Annotated in this window: 16 protein-coding genes; 5 read left to right on the forward strand and 11 right to left on the reverse strand. The window is 66.2% G+C overall.

The genetic code is table 11. The features are described from left to right. Positions 1-14: 14 nt before the first annotated feature. Genes arfB through ACE3TJ_RS05710 form a run of 4 tightly spaced genes read right to left on the reverse strand, consistent with a single transcriptional unit; the run spans position 15 to position 2,157 of the window. On the reverse strand, positions 15-434 hold the full coding sequence (gene arfB, locus ACE3TJ_RS05695; protein ID WP_374594726.1) for an alternative ribosome rescue aminoacyl-tRNA hydrolase ArfB: 420 nt from the start codon (positions 432-434) through the stop codon (positions 15-17). After that, entirely contained in the window at positions 431-1,336 is a 906-nt protein-coding gene (locus ACE3TJ_RS05700) for a sterol desaturase family protein (RefSeq protein ID WP_374594728.1), read from the reverse strand. The genes arfB and ACE3TJ_RS05700 overlap by 4 nt, the downstream gene beginning before the upstream one ends. Next, positions 1,333-1,734: a hypothetical protein gene (locus tag ACE3TJ_RS05705; protein WP_374594730.1), complete on the reverse strand. Its 402-nt coding sequence runs from the start codon at positions 1,732-1,734 to the stop codon at positions 1,333-1,335. Before ACE3TJ_RS05705 ends, ACE3TJ_RS05700 begins: the two co-directional genes overlap by 4 nt. Before the next feature lie 3 nt (positions 1,735-1,737). Further along, complete coding sequence (locus ACE3TJ_RS05710; RefSeq protein ID WP_374594731.1) at positions 1,738-2,157, reverse strand: TIGR01244 family sulfur transferase; 420 nt, start codon at positions 2,155-2,157, stop codon at positions 1,738-1,740. A gap of 113 nt (positions 2,158-2,270) precedes the next feature. Here ACE3TJ_RS05710 and ACE3TJ_RS05715 point away from each other — a divergent pair, with 113 nt between their 5' ends. Both ACE3TJ_RS05715 and ACE3TJ_RS05720 read left to right on the forward strand, forming a co-directional pair. After that, positions 2,271-2,795, forward strand: a complete 525-nt coding sequence (locus ACE3TJ_RS05715; RefSeq protein WP_374599327.1) for a CDP-alcohol phosphatidyltransferase family protein — start codon at positions 2,271-2,273, stop codon at positions 2,793-2,795. A 115-nt stretch (positions 2,796-2,910) separates the two neighbouring features. Continuing rightward, entirely contained in the window at positions 2,911-4,029 is a 1,119-nt protein-coding gene (locus ACE3TJ_RS05720) for a right-handed parallel beta-helix repeat-containing protein (protein WP_374594733.1), read from the forward strand. 37 nt (positions 4,030-4,066) lie between these two features. Here ACE3TJ_RS05720 and ACE3TJ_RS05725 read toward each other — a convergent pair whose 3' ends face one another. From ACE3TJ_RS05725 to chrA, 4 genes are all read right to left on the reverse strand, one after another. Beyond that, positions 4,067-4,507, reverse strand: coding sequence for a hypothetical protein (locus ACE3TJ_RS05725; RefSeq protein ID WP_374594735.1), 441 nt, complete (start codon positions 4,505-4,507; stop codon positions 4,067-4,069). Between the two features lie 83 nt (positions 4,508-4,590). Further along, entirely contained in the window at positions 4,591-6,747 is a 2,157-nt protein-coding gene (gene scpA / locus ACE3TJ_RS05730) for a methylmalonyl-CoA mutase (protein WP_374594737.1), read from the reverse strand. A 24-nt stretch (positions 6,748-6,771) separates the two neighbouring features. Continuing rightward, a complete protein-coding gene (locus ACE3TJ_RS05735) occupies positions 6,772-7,470 on the reverse strand; it encodes a hypothetical protein (RefSeq protein WP_374594739.1) in 699 nt (232 codons plus the stop codon). 39 nt (positions 7,471-7,509) lie between these two features. Beyond that, complete coding sequence (chrA, locus tag ACE3TJ_RS05740) at positions 7,510-8,844, reverse strand: chromate efflux transporter (RefSeq protein ID WP_374594741.1); 1,335 nt, start codon at positions 8,842-8,844, stop codon at positions 7,510-7,512. A gap of 29 nt (positions 8,845-8,873) precedes the next feature. On the opposite strand from chrA, the gene ACE3TJ_RS05745 reads away from it, so the two are divergent. Continuing rightward, positions 8,874-9,944, forward strand: a complete 1,071-nt coding sequence (locus ACE3TJ_RS05745) for a beta-N-acetylglucosaminidase domain-containing protein (RefSeq protein ID WP_374594743.1) — start codon at positions 8,874-8,876, stop codon at positions 9,942-9,944. Here the strand turns inward: ACE3TJ_RS05745 and ACE3TJ_RS05750 are convergent. Further along, a complete protein-coding gene (locus tag ACE3TJ_RS05750) occupies positions 9,916-10,881 on the reverse strand; it encodes a GlxA family transcriptional regulator (RefSeq protein ID WP_374594745.1) in 966 nt (321 codons plus the stop codon). The two genes, ACE3TJ_RS05745 and ACE3TJ_RS05750, sit on opposite strands and share 29 nt — an antisense overlap. Positions 10,882-10,961: 80 nt before the next feature. On the opposite strand from ACE3TJ_RS05750, the gene ACE3TJ_RS05755 reads away from it, so the two are divergent. After that, entirely contained in the window at positions 10,962-11,645 is a 684-nt protein-coding gene (locus ACE3TJ_RS05755) for a DJ-1/PfpI family protein (RefSeq protein ID WP_374594747.1), read from the forward strand. A gap of 54 nt (positions 11,646-11,699) precedes the next feature. On the opposite strand, the gene ACE3TJ_RS05760 is transcribed toward ACE3TJ_RS05755, so the two are convergent. Next, positions 11,700-12,527: an alpha/beta fold hydrolase gene (locus ACE3TJ_RS05760; RefSeq protein ID WP_374594749.1), complete on the reverse strand. Its 828-nt coding sequence runs from the start codon at positions 12,525-12,527 to the stop codon at positions 11,700-11,702. Positions 12,528-12,640: 113 nt separating this feature from the next. Between ACE3TJ_RS05760 and ACE3TJ_RS05765 the strand changes: the two genes are divergently transcribed. Next, positions 12,641-13,612 carry a GlxA family transcriptional regulator gene (locus ACE3TJ_RS05765; RefSeq protein WP_374594751.1) on the forward strand — a complete coding sequence of 324 codons (972 nt, stop codon included), beginning with the start codon at positions 12,641-12,643 and terminating at the stop codon, positions 13,610-13,612. Here the strand turns inward: ACE3TJ_RS05765 and ACE3TJ_RS05770 are convergent. Then, positions 13,609-14,946 (reverse strand): peptide MFS transporter, encoded by a 1,338-nt coding sequence (locus tag ACE3TJ_RS05770; protein ID WP_374594753.1) that lies wholly within the window; start codon positions 14,944-14,946, stop codon positions 13,609-13,611. The two genes, ACE3TJ_RS05765 and ACE3TJ_RS05770, sit on opposite strands and share 4 nt — an antisense overlap. Positions 14,947-14,951: the final 5 nt, after the last annotated feature.

A 14,951-nucleotide genomic window follows, 5' to 3' on the forward strand; every position in this document is an offset into this window, starting at 1 on the left:
GCCCCTCTCCTTTTCTAAACGTCCGAAGGTTTGCGGCGCAGCGCCTTCACCTTGCCGCGCCCGGTTTTGGCATCGGTGCGGCGGGCCTTCGCGGCCTTGCTCGGTTTGGTCTTGACGCGCGGCGTCGGCGGCACGGCGGCTTCGGAGAGCAGCGCGACGAGCCGCGCCTCGGCATCCTCCCGGTTCATCTCCTGTGTGCGGAAGCGCTCGGCGCGGAGCACGATGACCCCGTCCAGCGTCAGCCGCCGTCCGGCGAGCCGCGCAGCGCGGCGTTTGACGGCCTCCGGCAGCGACGGCGAACGCGCGAGATCGAAGCGAAGCTCCACCGCCGTCGATACCTTGTTGACGTTCTGTCCGCCGGGGCCGCTCGCGCGGATGAAACTGAGCGTGATCTCATCAGGATCGATGGCGAGCCCTCGCCCGATCGGAATCATTCGGCGGGCTCTGCCGCGAGCCGCGCCTGCCGCTCCGCCCAGCGCGCCTTGATCGTCTCCGAGGTGTCGCGGCTGCCGTCGTGGCTCCAACCCGGCGGCTTCACCATGTAGTTCCAGCGCGCGGCCCACGTGGGCGCGTGCCACACGTCCTTCGCGATGCCGATCCACTCGTGGAACGCCGTCCACAGCACATTGAAGCTGCCGAGGTTCTTGACGATGCCGTAGCGGCACGGCTCGTCGTCGCGCTCCGGCTCGAACGTGCCGAACATCCTGTCCCAGATGATGAACATGCCTGCGTAGTTCTTGTCGAGATAACGCGGGTTCGTCGCGTGGTGGACGCGGTGGTGTGAGGGCGTGTTCATGACCGCCTCGAACCAGCGCGGCATCCGGCCGACGACCTCTGTGTGAATCCAGAACTGGTAGACGAGGTTGATCGCCGAGGCGAAGAGCACCATCGCCGGATCGAACACCAGGAACAGCGGCATCCGGAAGATGAACGCGAGCGCGATGAACCCCGTCCACGTCTGCCGGAGCGCCGTGGAGAGATTATAGTGCTGGCTGGAATGATGGATGACGTGCGCCGCCCAGAACCAGCGCACGCGGTGCGCGCTGCGGTGGAACACGTAATACGCGAGATCGTCAGCAAGGATGCAGAGCGCGAACACCCACCAGTGCCAGCCGAGATCGACAATCGCGAACTGATGCAGCCAGTACGCCGAGGCGATAACCGCGCCGCCGGTGATGAGGCTGGCAATCGTGCTGCCGAAGCCCATGACGAGCGAGGTGGCGGTATCGCGCCATTCATATTCGCCGCGTCCGCCGAAACGGACCCAGAGCACCTCCGCCACCATCAGCAGGATGAACGCCGGAATGGCGAGAGCGACGGGATCGGGCAGCTTCATTGGTGTCCAGCCTGTGCCCGCAGCCGTGCGGCAAGCGTTTCCGCCGCTTCCGCGCCGATCCGCAGGCGAACCGAGCCGAACATGGGATCGCCGCTGTCCACGATCAAGTCAGCGTTTTCGACAGTGACGGCCACCGGCGCCGCGAGCCCCCGCACGGCCCAGTGCGATCCGTGCGGCTTGATGAGGGCGAAGTGCCCGCCCTGCCCCGAAACCATCGCGCCGCCGCCATCGGCGCCAAGCGCGACGTCGTTCGCCACGAACCCCGCGAGGGTGAACTCGGCAAGATCGGCCGCAGCCTTCGTATCGAGGCCCGCTGCCGGACGCCGGACGCCGAGCCAGCGCGCCAGCAAAACCACAAGCGCGATGCCGCCGACCGAGATCAGCGTCTGCGCAAGCATCTTCTAGCGGGCTGCCATCTGCTGCATGACGCCGTAGATCGGCGACAGGTCGTATCCGGCACCGCGCGCCGCCTCGGCAAGCTCTTCGGGATTCTTCCCGGCAGAGGCTTCGGCAAGGCCCCACAGCATCGTGGAGCGCGTGCCCGAGCGGCAGAACATCAATGTGGTCTGGCCTTCCAGCGCCTGGCGCACGGCTTCGATCATGGCGGGCGTGATGCCGCCCTGCGACATCGGGATATAGGCATAAGCGAGCCCTTCCGCCGCTGCCGCCGCCGCGATCGTCTCGCTCGGCGGTTGATCGGGCGCTTCGCCATCCGGGCGGTTGTTGATGATCGCGGTGAAGCCCGCCGTCTTCGCGGCACCGATGTCGGCAGCCGTGATCTGCGGCGCCACCGAAACGGTTTCGCTGAGCTTCAGGAACATGGTTTCCTCCAAAAGACCGGGCACGGGCGTGCATGACATTCATGCCTCGTCTATCCTGTGCAGACGATACTGGCGACTAAAACAGTGGGAGGCGCCCTATCAACATTCCCAATCTGCTCACCGTCTTCCGGCTGCTGCTCGTGGTGCCGATGGCGCTGTACCTGATTTCGGGCGATCTGGCGCGCGCGGGCATCCTGTTCGCCATCGCCGCCATCACCGACGCCGTGGACGGCTGGATCGCGCGGCGTTGGGACATCATCACGACGTTCGGGCGGCTGATGGACCCCGTTGCCGACAAGCTGCTCGTCGGCACCGCCGTGGCGCTTTTGTGGTGGACCGGGTTGCTGCCGGGCTGGTTCGCGCTCGTCGTGGCGGTGCGCGAGGGCTTCGTGCTCGCCGCGAGCGTCTGGGCCCGGGCGCGCGGGCACGCCGACGAACTCCACCCCGGCCGCTTCGGCAAGGCGGGAAACGCTGTGCAGATGCTGCTCGTGGCGCTGATCCTGCTGCCGCTGCCGCCCGTGCTCAAAACGCCGCTTCTGTTGCAAGCTCTGATGATTGCAGCAACTTTCCTAACGATCGTATCGGCCGTCCGTTACGCACAGCGCTGGAAACGCGCTCGGAACGAAACGGCTTCGTAATGTCGCGTCTGCTACGCACTCCACCCGGCTTTCGAGGGGCACGCGATTGAAACCGTCATCATTTGCAGGGCATGAGCGGCCCGCGCGGTCGGGGACCTCGCGCAGCATGGCGGCAATGACGAGGTCGGCGGACATGACACTGAGACTCGCTCTGGCAGCGGCCCTCTCTACCGGCTCGGCCGGCGCATCGGCGGCAACGCTCGCGGTCGGCGGCAACGGTGCCTATGCGACGCTGGCCGAAGCCGCGCGCGATACCGAGGCCGGCGATACGATCGTCCTTGCCCCCGGCCTCTACGAAGGCGCGCGCTTCCACGCCGACAACCTGACCATCCGCGCCGCAGCGGACGCCGTACCGGGCAGCGTCGTGGTGGGCGGCGACACCGTGGCCGGCAAGGGACTGTTCGTGATCGCCGGGGATGACGTGACGATCACGGGGATCACATTCGAAGGCGCCCGCGCGCCTGACGGCAACGGCGCCGGAATTCGTGCCGAAGGCCGCAACCTCACGGTGGCCGACGCGCGCTTCTCCGGGAACGAGATGGGCATCCTTGCAAACAGCGTGGACGGCAGCGTGCTGACCGTGCGCCGTTCGCGCTTTACGGGGACGGCCAGCCGCGCAGCTGACCACGTGGGCCATGCGATTTATGCGAACGGCATCGCGCGCCTGATGGTGACGGGATCGACATTCGAGCGCGGCACGCGCGGCCACTACATCAAATCCCGTGCGCTCGACACGCGCATCACGGGCAACCGGATCGACGATACGAACGGCTCAGCTTCCTACCTCATCGACCTGCCAGAGGGCGGCGGCGCGACGATCAGCGACAACCTGCTGGTGAAGGGCCCCGACCCCGACAATTGCTGCACGGCCATCGCCTATGGCTTCGAGATGCGAAAGGGCGGCAGCTACGTGAACCCGCAGGGCCCCGTACGCGTGAGCGGCAACCGCTTCGTGAACCGTGCGCCTGGAACCGTGACATTCTTCGCCAACCGCTCGGCACCCGCCAACGCCGCGATACTCGCCGACAACGAGATGGTCGCGGAGCAGGGCCGCATCGTCGCGGCCTCGGGGAATGCGACGGTGAACGGCAAGACGGGTGCGGCGCGCTATTTTTCGAACGCCGCGGCCTTCGCGGAGGAAGCCCTGAAACCGCCGATGTCCGGCATATTCGCACTGCTCGGCTTCGGGCTTGCGGGCATCATCGTCGGGCGCCGGAAACCCGCCACCCGCTGAACGCGGAAGGGGCGCGAGGCCCCTTCCCTTACGCCCGCTACTTTTTCGGCAGGTGCCGGTGCGCGATGGACCGCTTGCGATTCGCGATGAGGCCGTTCCACTCTTCGAGCAGCTTGTCGGAGGCTTCCTTGCTGCCGGTCAGCTTGTGGAGTTCCGCGAACCAGGCGACGTCGTCTGGCGAATACTGCCACTCGATCTCCGCCCCGCCCTTCATCGGCCAGACGAGCACGTCGTCCCAATCGCCGAACTGGACGTGATACTCTTCGGGAAGCGGTGTCTTCGACGCCACGGACGCGGGATCGAAATACTTCGTGACGATCTCCCAGGCGCGCTCGCCCTTGCCTTCCTTGTACTTCACGAACTCCAGGACATGATACGAGACGTTCTCGCGCTTTTTCGCCGTGTCCTGCGCGGCGACGGGTGAGGCAACGACAAACGCGGACGCAACGCAAAGCGAGACAAATTTCCGGTAAGTCATGACGTGTCTCCCCTGTTTGGAGGCGGCGAGACATATCACGGTTTCGGCACCGGTCCGAATCGGACCGGTACAGCGCTGGGTGCTTACTCCGCCGCTTCGGCAAGCCCTGCAGGCGGCATGTTGTGGCCGAGCAGGCGCAGCACGTCCGCCGCGCATTCGACCACGTTGGTGCCGGGGCCATAGATGCCCTGAACGCCCGCATCGCGCAGGAAATCATAGTCCTGCGGCGGGATGACGCCGCCCGCGATCACCTTGATGTCGCTGCGGCCCTGCTCGCGCAGGCCGCGGATGAGCTCGGGGATCAGCGTCTTGTGACCGGCGGCGAGCGACGAGGCGCCGACGACGTCGACGCCGGTTTCGAGCGCGAGCACGACGGTTTCCTCAGGCGTCTGGAACAGTGGCCCGGAGACCACGTCGAAACCCATGTCGCCGAAGGCCGACGCGATGACGTTGGCGCCGCGGTCGTGGCCATCCTGGCCCATTTTGGCGACGAGCAATTTCGGTTTGCGGCCGAGGCGGCGTTCGACGGCCTTGACACCGTCCACCACCTGCTCCCATCGCGGATCGCCCTGGTACGGCGCCGCGTAGACGCCTTTCACCGGCGTGGGCACGGTGCCGTAGCGCTGGAAGCTTTCCTCCATCGCCGAGGAAATCTCGCCGAGCGTGGCGCGCGCGCGCGCGGCCTCGACGGCGAGCGCGAGCAGGTTGTTCTCGATGCTGGAAGGCTTGGCCGCGCCCGCGCGCAGCGCATCGAGTGCGGCGCGGCAGGCGGCCTCGTCGCGCGCCGCCTTCACGGCGTTGATGCGCGCGATCTGGCCTTGCCGAACCTTGTCGTTATCGACTTCGAGTGTCTCCAGCAGATCCTCGTTCACAAGGCGGTACTTGTTGACGCCCACGATCACGTCGTCGGCCCGGTCCACGCGCGCCTGACGCGCTGCGGCGGCCTCCTCGATCATCGCCTTGGGCCAGCCCGCCGCGACGGCTTTCGCCATGCCGCCTTCGGCTTCGACGCGCTCGATGATCTCCCAGGCCTTGTCGACGAGTTCCTGCGTCAGCGCCTCCACGTAGTAGGAGCCGCCCAAGGGATCGACGACCTTGGTCATCCCGGTCTCTTCCTGGATGACGATCTGCGTGTTGCGCGCGATGCGGGCGGAGAAATCGGTGGGGAGTGCAATCGCTTCGTCGAGCGCGTTGGTGTGCAGCGACTGGGTGCCGCCCAGCATCGCGGCCATCGCCTCGATCGTGGTGCGGATGACGTTGTTGTACGGGTCCTGCTCGGTGAGCGACACGCCCGAGGTCTGGCAGTGCGTGCGCAGCATCTTGGAGCGCTCGTCCTTGGCGCCGAGGTTCGTCATCACGCGGTGCCAGAGCACACGCGCGGCGCGGAGCTTCGCAACTTCCATGAAGAAGTTCATGCCGATGGCGAAGAAGAACGACAGGCGGCCCGCGAACTTGTCGATGTCGAGGCCCGAGGCGACACCGTAGCGCACGTATTCGGCACCGTCCGCGATGGTGAAGGCGAGTTCCTGCACCTGCGTCGCGCCGGCTTCCTGCATGTGGTAGCCGGAGATCGAGATCGAGTTGAACTTCGGCATCTCCCGCGAGGTGTAGCCGAAGATGTCGGAGATGATCCGCATCGAAGGCTCGGGCGGGTAGATGTAGGTGTTGCGGACCATGAACTCCTTCAGAATGTCGTTCTGGATGGTCCCGTCGAGCAATTTGCGGTCAACGCCCTGCTCCTCGCCCGCGACGATGAAGAACGACAGGATCGGGATCACCGCGCCGTTCATCGTCATCGACACGGACATCTGATCGAGCGGGATGCCGTCGAACAGGATCTTCATGTCCTCGACCGAGTCGATCGCGACGCCCGCCTTGCCGACGTCGCCGACGACGCGCGGGTGATCCGAATCGTAGCCGCGGTGCGTGGCGAGGTCGAACGCGACCGAGAGACCCTTCTGCCCGGCGGCGAGGTTGCGGCGGTAAAAAGCGTTCGATTCCTCGGCGGTAGAGAAGCCCGCGTACTGACGGATCGTCCACGGACGGCCCGCGTACATCGATGCGCGCACGCCGCGCGTGAACGGCGCGAAACCGGGAAGACCGGGATCGGTGGCAACGTCCTCGGCCGTGTAGAGCGGCTTCACGGTGATGCCCTCGGGCGTCTGCCAGTCGAGGCTCTTGCCCTTCACTTCCTTGTCGGCAAGCGCCTTCCATTCGCCCAGCGTCGGCTTGTCGGTCATCGAACTCTCCGTTTTCCCCTGCCGTCAGGACAAGGTGACATCCGTCACCCGCGCCGAAGCGCCGCCCTTGCCATCGGCTTCAAATCGGACTGTCACGGTCGCGCGGCGACCGCAAGCCACAAAGTCCCACGCCTCGCTCCAGCCGCCCGCGAAGCGCGTGCCGAACTGCATGGGCGAAAGATCGCCGTCCGTCGCGGCGATCCGCGTCTGGCGCATCCCGACGCTCGTCACCTCGCACGACGGCTGCTGCTGCTTCGCGCTGTCGTACGCGGCCTTGGCGGCGAGCTTGCTCGTCTCGCGCATCTGGCTTGGCGTCGAGATCGCCTCGCCGCGATTGACGACGAGGAGAAGGTTCCGCCCGTCGCTTTCGGCGATGTAGAGGTAGCGGAGCAGCGGCGTTTCGGTGCAGTCGGTGCGCGCGTAGAAGGTCCACGCGCCAACGAACGCGCCCGCCTTCAGCCCTTCGCTCACCAGCCGATCGGCAGTGGCGGGCTGGAGACCGTAGGGCTCTGTACGGGTCAGCGTCTTGCAGGCCTGCGTCGTCGTCGACCAGCGGGCGCGGTCGAGAACATCCTTGCCAAGCGCATCGAGATCAGGCGCGCGTGCCGCGGCGGCGCTTTCCTTCGCGGCGAACCATTCGGCGGGGACGCCGGGCACTTCCGCCGCCTGCTGCGCGGCTGCGGGCGCGGCCAGTAGCAGGATGAAAGGGATCAAGCTGCGCATGTCCCGCGCTATATCGCCGCCGAATGGCGGGGTCGATTCCTAAAGCACGGCCTGAACGGCAAGCCCGAGGCCGATGCCGATCAGCAACAGCCAGCCGATGCCGATCTTCCAGCGCCACGCGATGACGCCGAGCAGCACGGTGAGCGCCAGCGCCGCGACATCGAGGCTCGCCCAATCCGGCAGCGCCGCATCGAACGGCCCGGCATCGAGCCGCACGGTGCGCGCGAAGAGGAAATGCACGGCGAACCAGACGCCGAGGTTTGCGATGACGCCGACCACCGCCGCCGTGATCGCCGCGAGCGCGCTGGCGAGCGCACGATTGCCGCGCAGGCGTTCGACATAGGGCGCGCCCGCGAAGATCCATAGGAAGCACGGCGCGAACGTCACCCATGTCGTCAGCAGCGCGCCGAGAATGCCTGCGCCGATCGAACCGCCACCCTCGCGCCACGCCGCGATGAAGCCGACGAACTGCGTAACGAGAATGAGCGGGCCGGGCGTGGTTTCGGCAAGGCCTAGCGCATCCATCATCTCGCCGGGGCGCATCCAGCCGAAACTGCCGACGACCACGTCGGTCATATACGAAAGTACCGCGTAGGCGCCGCCGAAGGTGATGACCGCAAGCCACGAAAAGAAGCGCGCGATCTCCGCATAAATGCTGCCCGGGAGCAGCAGCCACAGGAGACCGAGCGGCGCGAGCCAGAGGACGGCAAGGCTGAGGATCGCAAACGGCGAACTGCGGCGCGGGGTTTCATCGAGCGCGGCATCGCCCGGCACGCGCGCAAACAGCGTCGAGCCGCGACGCCCGGCCACATAGCCGACGAGCCCCGCCGCCAGCACGACTACCGGAAACGGCACACCGAACAGGAACAGCGCCGCGAAGGCGAGCACGGCGAGCAGCCGCGCAACCCCCGAACCGAGTGCGCGGCGACCGACACGCTCCAACGCCTCTGCGACGATGACCAGTACCGCCGCTTTCAGGCCGAAGAGCAGCCCTTCAACCGCAGGCACCTGCCCAAGCGTGACATAGAGCACCGACAGGCCGAGCATGACGAGCATACCTGGCAGGATGAAGAGCAGCCCCGCGACGAGCCCGCCGCGCACGCCGTGCAGCAGCCAGCCCACATAAGTCGCGAGCTGCTGCGCTTCCGGCCCCGGCAGCAACATGCAGAAGTTGAGCGCGTGCAGGAACTGCGCCTCGCCCACCCATTTCTTCTCATCAACCAGCATCCGGTGCATCAGCGCGATCTGCGCCGCCGGGCCACCGAACGAAAGGACGCCGATCCGCGCCCAGACCCGCGCGGCATCAACAAACGGAACGGAGGAGGCAGGCGTGATCACGGCGCTTCTGTCGCACGCTCCCCTTGCCTTTTCCATCCCCCTGAAAGCCGCTAAACGGTCCCGCCATGACCGGAACGACACCGCCGCTCGGCCTCATCGAAGGCTATTTCGGAGAGCCCTGGACATGGGCGGAGCGGGAACACGTGATGCGAACCCTCGCGCCGCACGGCTTCTCGTTCTTCATCTACGCCCCGAAGGCGGACGCCTATCTTCGCCGCCAGTGGCAGGAGAACCACCCTGCCGAGACGATGGACGCGCTAGCGCGCTTCGCGGATGCCTGCCGCGATGCAGGCGTGGCGTTCGGCATTGGGCTCACGCCTTACGAACTGCACAGCGATTGGAACGGAGAAGGCAAGGCAGCGCTCACAGCGCGACTGACGGCGCTGGGTACACTCCGCCCGGATATCATCGCGATCCTGTTCGACGATATGCACGGCGACATTCCGGGCCTTGCCAAAACGCAGTCGGAAATCGTGCACCACGCCGCGAGCACCCTGCCCGCACGCATTCAGATGTGCCCGAGCTATTACAGCGACGACCCCGTGCTCGACCGCGTCTTCGGTGCGCGGCCCGCGCATTATCTCGAAGACCTCGGGCGCCTGCTCGATCCTGCGGTGGACGTGTTCTGGACCGGCGAGGAAGTCTGCAGCCGCGAGTTCACGCGCGGGCACCTCGACCGTGTCGCCGAAGCGCTCCGCCGCAAGCCCGTGCTCTGGGACAATTACCCCGTCAACGACGGCCCGCGCATGTCGCGCTTCCTGCACCTGCGCGCCTTCACGGGGCGGCACGGCATCGCGGGAAGCGTGGCAGGCCATGCGATCAACCCCGCGCTGCAACCGTGGCTGACCCTCGCCCCCGCGATGACGCTGGCGATGAGCTATGCCGAGGGCGACGCCTATCGCTATGCCGCCGCGTTCCTTGAAGCTGCGAAGCAATGCTACGGCGGCGACGTTGCCGCCGCGCTGGAGACCGATCTCCTCACGCTCAGCGACAGCGGCCTTGACCGCATACCGGGCGAGCGCTGCACGTCACTGCGCGCGAAATACAAGGCGTTCGGCCATCCGGCGGCGGACGAGGTCGCCAGATTCCTCGAAGGCGGCTACATGATCACCGGCGAGGCGGTGCAGACGCAGTAGCGTTCAGCGACCGCCACGCGGCGGGTGAAAGGCCGAAGGCGCCCGAAAAGCTCTTCGTGAAATGCTCCGGCGAAGAAAAGCCGCACGCGGCGGCCGCCGTTTTCACCGGCGCGCCTTCGCCGAGCAGCGCGCGGGCACGGTCCAGCCTTGCGGCGGTGACGAACGCGGCGGGCGTTTTCCCCGTCGCTTCGCGGAAGTTGCGGTGGAAGCTGCGCGGCGTTTCACGGACGCGTGCGGCGAGCGCTTCCACATCGAGCTTCCGGTCGAGGTTTGCGGCGATATAGCCGACGAGATCGGTGTAGCGCCCCGCCGCCTTCGCCTGCGCGCGGAGCAGCGGCGAATATTGGGACTGGTTGCCGGGGCGGCGCACCGACAGCACCAGCCGCCGGGCGATACCGTTTGCCAGCCTCGGCCCGTGGTCGCGCTCCACCATGGCGAGCGCCATGTCGATCCCCGCCGTCACGCCTGCCGAGGTCCAGAGCGCGCCGTCTTCCACGAACATGGATTCGGCATCGACCGCCGTGTCCGGGAACCCTTGGGAGAGGCGCTCAGCGCTGTTCCAGTGCGTGGCGACACGCTTTCCGGCGGTCAGCCCCCAGGCGGCAAGCGCAAACGCGCCCGTGCAGATCGAGCCGTGGCGACGGGCCTTGTCTGCCATGGAGCGAAACCAGTCTCCCGCCTGCCGGTCCTCCATCAGCGCGCTAAGGCCGGGGCTGTCTCCGCCGACGACGAGCAGTGTGTCGGCGGGATCGACCGCAGGCAGCGGCAGCGTGGCGACAGCGATGCCGCAACTCGAAACGACCGCCCCGCCCCGGCTCGAGACCGCGACCACGGCGGAGCCGCGCCCGAGCCCTTCGGCCGCCGCGCCGAACACGGCGGCAGGTCCCGAAAGATCGAGAAGCTGGAACCCCGGAAAGACAAGGAGAATCGTTCGCATGGCAGAATTATACAGATCAATGTCATTTCCGCCACAACTTGGTGTGGGTAGGACTGTCAGACCAACACGCGGAGAGACTTATGACAGAGACATTCGACATCGGGTTCCTGCTGTTCCCCGAGCTGACCCAGCTCGACATGACCGGCCCGGCGCAGGTTCTGGCGCGAATGCCCGGCGCAAAGCTGCACTTCATCTGGAAATCCATGGACCCCATCAAGGACGATTGCGGGCTCACATTCCTGCCGACGACAACCTTCGCTGAGTGTCCTCAGCTCGACATGATCTGCGTGCCCGGCGGATACGGCACCTCGGCGGTGATGCGCGATCAGGTCGCGCTCTCGTGGCTGCGTGAACAGGCGGAGGGCGCGCAGTTCATCACCAGCGTCTGCACGGGATCGCTGATCCTTGCCGCAGCCGGGTTGATGACCGGCTACAAGGCGGCGTGTCACTGGGCGTGGCGCGATCTACTGCCGAAATTCGGCGTAATCCCAGTCGCCGACCGCGTCGTTGAGGATCGCAACCGGATTTCCGGGGGCGGCGTCACCGCAGGCATCGATTTCGCATTCCACATCGCCGAGAAGCTCCACGGCCGCGACGTCGCGGAGATGCTTCAGCTCGTGCTTGAATATGATCCGGCACCGCTCAGCGGCGGAACGCCCGAGACGGCGCGCAAGCCCATCCTCGATATGACGCGCGCAGCGATGACGGCACGGGGCTTCGATCTTCGGCGCACGGAAATATCCTCCCTCGCTTCCGCGCGCTGAAAACAAAGGCGCCGGCGGACCCACCCGCCGGCGCCTGATCGTTTGTGCTTCGGTTCAGCGCCTGATGAAGGCGAGAACGTCGGCGTTGAAGCGATCGGCTTCCTGTTCCGAAATGCCGTGGCCGCTGCCTTCGTAGATCTTCAGCGTCGCCTTGGGCGCCAGTTTCGAAGAGAGCAGCGCCGAGGCGCCGATCGGCACGATTTGGTCGTCGTCGCCGTGAATGATGAGCGCGGGCACGTCGATCTTCTTCAGGTCCTCGGTGAAATCGCTCTCCGAGAAGGCCTTGATCGAGTCGAGCTGACCCTTGAGGCCGCCCATCATGCCCTGCCGCCAGAAGCTGTCGCGAATGCCTTCGGAAAGCACGGCACCCTCGCGGTTGTAGTTGTAGAAGGGTACGACGATGTCCTTGAAGAACTGCGAGCGGTTGGCGAACGTATTCTTGCGGATGTCGTCGAACACTTCGAGCGGCAGGCCGCCGGGGTTCGCCTCGGTCTTCAGCATCAGCGGCGGCACCGCGCCGAGCAGCACGACCTTGGCGACGCGCGCCGTGCCGTGGCGGCCAACGTAGCGGGTCACCTCGCCGCCGCCCGTCGAATGGCCGATGAGGACGACGTTCTTGAGGTCCAGCTGTTCGATCAGTTCGCCGAGATCATCGGCGTACTGGTCCATCGTGTTGTTCTGCCACACCTGATCTGAGCGGCCATGGCTGCGGCGATCGTGTGCGATGACGCGGTAGCCGGCGTTCGCGAAGAACACGAGCTGCGGATCCCACACGTCCGCCGAAAGCGGCCAGCCGTGCGAGAAGACGATGGGCTGCGCGTCCTTCGAACCCCAGTCCTTGTAGAAGATGCGGGTGCCGTCCTTGGTGGTGATCGTGCTCATGACTGTGTTCCTTCCTGAATGTCTGCCGCCACGTTGCGTCGGCTTCTGATGGACGTTCTACGCGGCGTGCGGCAGGATGCGGATTGGCGGAACCGACATTGTAGAGGCCAAAAGTGACAAACGATCGCGCAGTCGCCGAAATCGGCATCGTGACCTATCCCGGTGCCCAACTGGGCATGATCCACGGCCTTAGTGATCTTTTTCGGATCGCGAGCGAGCTTTCGGAAGCGCACGGCGGCGAGTGTCTGCGAGTGAGCCATTGGGAGCGATCCGATGACGGCTTCCGCCGCAGTTTCGATACGATGCCCAGCGCCGGTTCGTGCCCCGCCGTGCTCGTCGTGCCGGGCGCGCTGTCGAAGGTGCCGACGCCGCAGGAAACAGAGCCCTATGCGCGCTGGTTGCTTGACCGGCACGCGCAGGGCGCGACGCTCGGCTCCGTCTGCGGCGGCGCGTTCATCCTTGCCGCGACCGGCCTCCTCGCCGGCCGCCCGGCGACGACGCACTGGATGTTCGGCGAACCCTTCCAGCGCCGCTTCCCCGATGTGAAGCTCGATACCGACAAGATGATCGTGGAGGACGGCGACATCATCACCGCAGGCGGCCTGATGGCGTGGACCGATCTTGGCCTCCGCCTTGTCGACCGCTTCCTCGGGCCTTCGGTGATGCTGGAGACCGCGCAGTACCTGCTCGTCGACCCCGTGGGGCGCGAGCAGCGCCACTACAGCACGTTCGCGCCGCAGCTGACGCACGGCGACGAGTCCATCCTGAAGGTACAGCACTGGCTCCAGGCGAAAGGCGGCCGCGACGTGAGCGTGACGGCGATGGCCGAGCAGGCCGGGATGGAGGAGCGCACCTTCCTACGCCGCTTCCGCGCGGCAACAGGTATGAAGCCCACCGAATATTGCCAGCAGCTCCGCGTCGGCAAGGCGCGCGAATTGCTGGAGTTCTCGAAGCGCCCCGTCGATCGGATCGCGTGGGAGGTCGGTTACGAGGACGCGGGCGCCTTCCGCAAGGTGTTCCAGAAGCGCGTCGGCCTCACCCCCGGCGACTACCGCCGCCGCTTCGGCACCGCGACCGCTGCCTAAGCCGCGATGCGGCGGCCCATGAACAGTTTGAAGAGCACGAATACAACGCCCGCGCCCGCCGCGAGCCCGGCGTGGAGCAGCCAGAATTCAGTCGTCCGCATCGTTTCGTAGAAGCCGCCGATCCAGCCGACGAGCGCGTTCGCGGTGAAGAAGGCGAGGTAGTAGAGGCCGATCACCGTGGCGTTGATCGCCTTCGGCGCCAGCTTCGCGAAGAGTGCGAGGCTGACCGGCAGCATGTGGGCAAAACCGATGCTGTTGATGACATGGAAAGCGACCGGCCAGGCGAGGCCGATCTTCTGCCCGGCGCCCTGCGTTTCCGCCGCCATGTAGAGACAGAGCATTCCGCCGATGGAGAACGCCGAACCGATGATGATCTTGGTGATCTCGTCGGGCTCCTTCCAGCGCGCGCCGTACCAGCGGTAGAAGAGCGCAACGAGCGCGAGGAAGCTGACGCTGACGATGGCGTCGAGCGTCACGAGCCAGGTCGTCGGCAGTTTCTCACCCATGAACATCAGGTCGAATTGCTGGTCGCCCCAGATGAGGTATGCGTTGAAGATCTGGTTGTTGGGGACGATCGCGACGGCGAGCACCGGGATCAGCAGCACGAGCGCGATCACGGCGGGCCAGTCCCCCGCCTCCAGCTTCGGCGCGGCCACCGCCGTCTTTCCCTGCGGCTCGAAATGCTCGCGCGGCAGGTGCTTTTGCCCGGCCACGTAGATGGCGAGGCCGATCAACATGCCGACGCCCGCCGCGCCGAAGCCCCAGTGCCAGCCGACCGTTTCGCCGAGCGTGCCGACGATGAGCGGCGAGGCGATGACGCCCGCGTTGATGCCGAGGTAGAAGATCTGGAAGGCGTCGGCGCGGCGGAGATCTCCGGGGCCGTAGAGCGCGCCGACCTGGCTTGCGATGTTGCCCTTGAACATGCCGCTGCCGAGGACGAGGCAGAGGAGCGCGAAGAGGAATGCCGCTTCGAACGCCATCAGGAAATGGCCGACCGCCATCGTGACCGCGCCGAGCAAGACGGTGCGTCTCTTGCCGAGGACGCGGTCGGCGAGGAAGCCGCCCAGGATGGGGGTGAGGTAGACGCTTGCGGCATAGGTGCCGAAGATCGCGGAGGCGAGCGCCTGGCCTTCGATGCCGCCGAAAAGCGCGCTGAACGGCTTGAAGAGCGCGACGTTTTCGACATGGCCGGGAAGCAGCAGTTCCTTCGTCATGTAGAGCACGAGCAGCGCCTGCATCCCGTAGAAGGAAAAGCGTTCCCAAGCCTCCGTGAAGGCGAGATAGCCGAGGCCAATGGGGTGGCCGAGGAAACGGCGGTCTTCCGATATCGTCATCTTGC

Source organism: Sphingosinicella sp. (assembly GCF_041916975.1).
Lineage (GTDB): Bacteria > Pseudomonadota > Alphaproteobacteria > Sphingomonadales > Sphingomonadaceae > Sphingosinicella.

What these genes read in the sequence shown, in the direction of transcription:
- arfB (WP_374594726.1), bottom strand. Translation starts at nt 434, where the DNA reads ATGATTCCGATCGGGCGAGGGCTCGCCATCGATCCTGATGAGATCACG.
- ACE3TJ_RS05700 (WP_374594728.1), bottom strand. Translation starts at nt 1,336, where the DNA reads ATGAAGCTGCCCGATCCCGTCGCTCTCGCCATTCCGGCGTTCATCCTG.
- ACE3TJ_RS05705 (WP_374594730.1), bottom strand. Translation starts at nt 1,734, where the DNA reads ATGCTTGCGCAGACGCTGATCTCGGTCGGCGGCATCGCGCTTGTGGTT.
- ACE3TJ_RS05710 (WP_374594731.1), bottom strand. Translation starts at nt 2,157, where the DNA reads ATGTTCCTGAAGCTCAGCGAAACCGTTTCGGTGGCGCCGCAGATCACG.
- ACE3TJ_RS05720 (WP_374594733.1), top strand. Translation starts at nt 2,911, where the DNA reads ATGACGAGGTCGGCGGACATGACACTGAGACTCGCTCTGGCAGCGGCC.
- ACE3TJ_RS05725 (WP_374594735.1), bottom strand. Translation starts at nt 4,507, where the DNA reads ATGACTTACCGGAAATTTGTCTCGCTTTGCGTTGCGTCCGCGTTTGTC.
- scpA (WP_374594737.1), bottom strand. Translation starts at nt 6,747, where the DNA reads ATGACCGACAAGCCGACGCTGGGCGAATGGAAGGCGCTTGCCGACAAG.
- ACE3TJ_RS05735 (WP_374594739.1), bottom strand. Translation starts at nt 7,470, where the DNA reads ATGCGCAGCTTGATCCCTTTCATCCTGCTACTGGCCGCGCCCGCAGCC.
- chrA (WP_374594741.1), bottom strand. Translation starts at nt 8,844, where the DNA reads ATGGAAAAGGCAAGGGGAGCGTGCGACAGAAGCGCCGTGATCACGCCT.
- ACE3TJ_RS05745 (WP_374594743.1), top strand. Translation starts at nt 8,874, where the DNA reads ATGACCGGAACGACACCGCCGCTCGGCCTCATCGAAGGCTATTTCGGA.
- ACE3TJ_RS05750 (WP_374594745.1), bottom strand. Translation starts at nt 10,881, where the DNA reads ATGCGAACGATTCTCCTTGTCTTTCCGGGGTTCCAGCTTCTCGATCTT.
- ACE3TJ_RS05755 (WP_374594747.1), top strand. Translation starts at nt 10,962, where the DNA reads ATGACAGAGACATTCGACATCGGGTTCCTGCTGTTCCCCGAGCTGACC.
- ACE3TJ_RS05760 (WP_374594749.1), bottom strand. Translation starts at nt 12,527, where the DNA reads ATGAGCACGATCACCACCAAGGACGGCACCCGCATCTTCTACAAGGAC.
- ACE3TJ_RS05770 (WP_374594753.1), bottom strand. Translation starts at nt 14,946, where the DNA reads ATGACGATATCGGAAGACCGCCGTTTCCTCGGCCACCCCATTGGCCTC.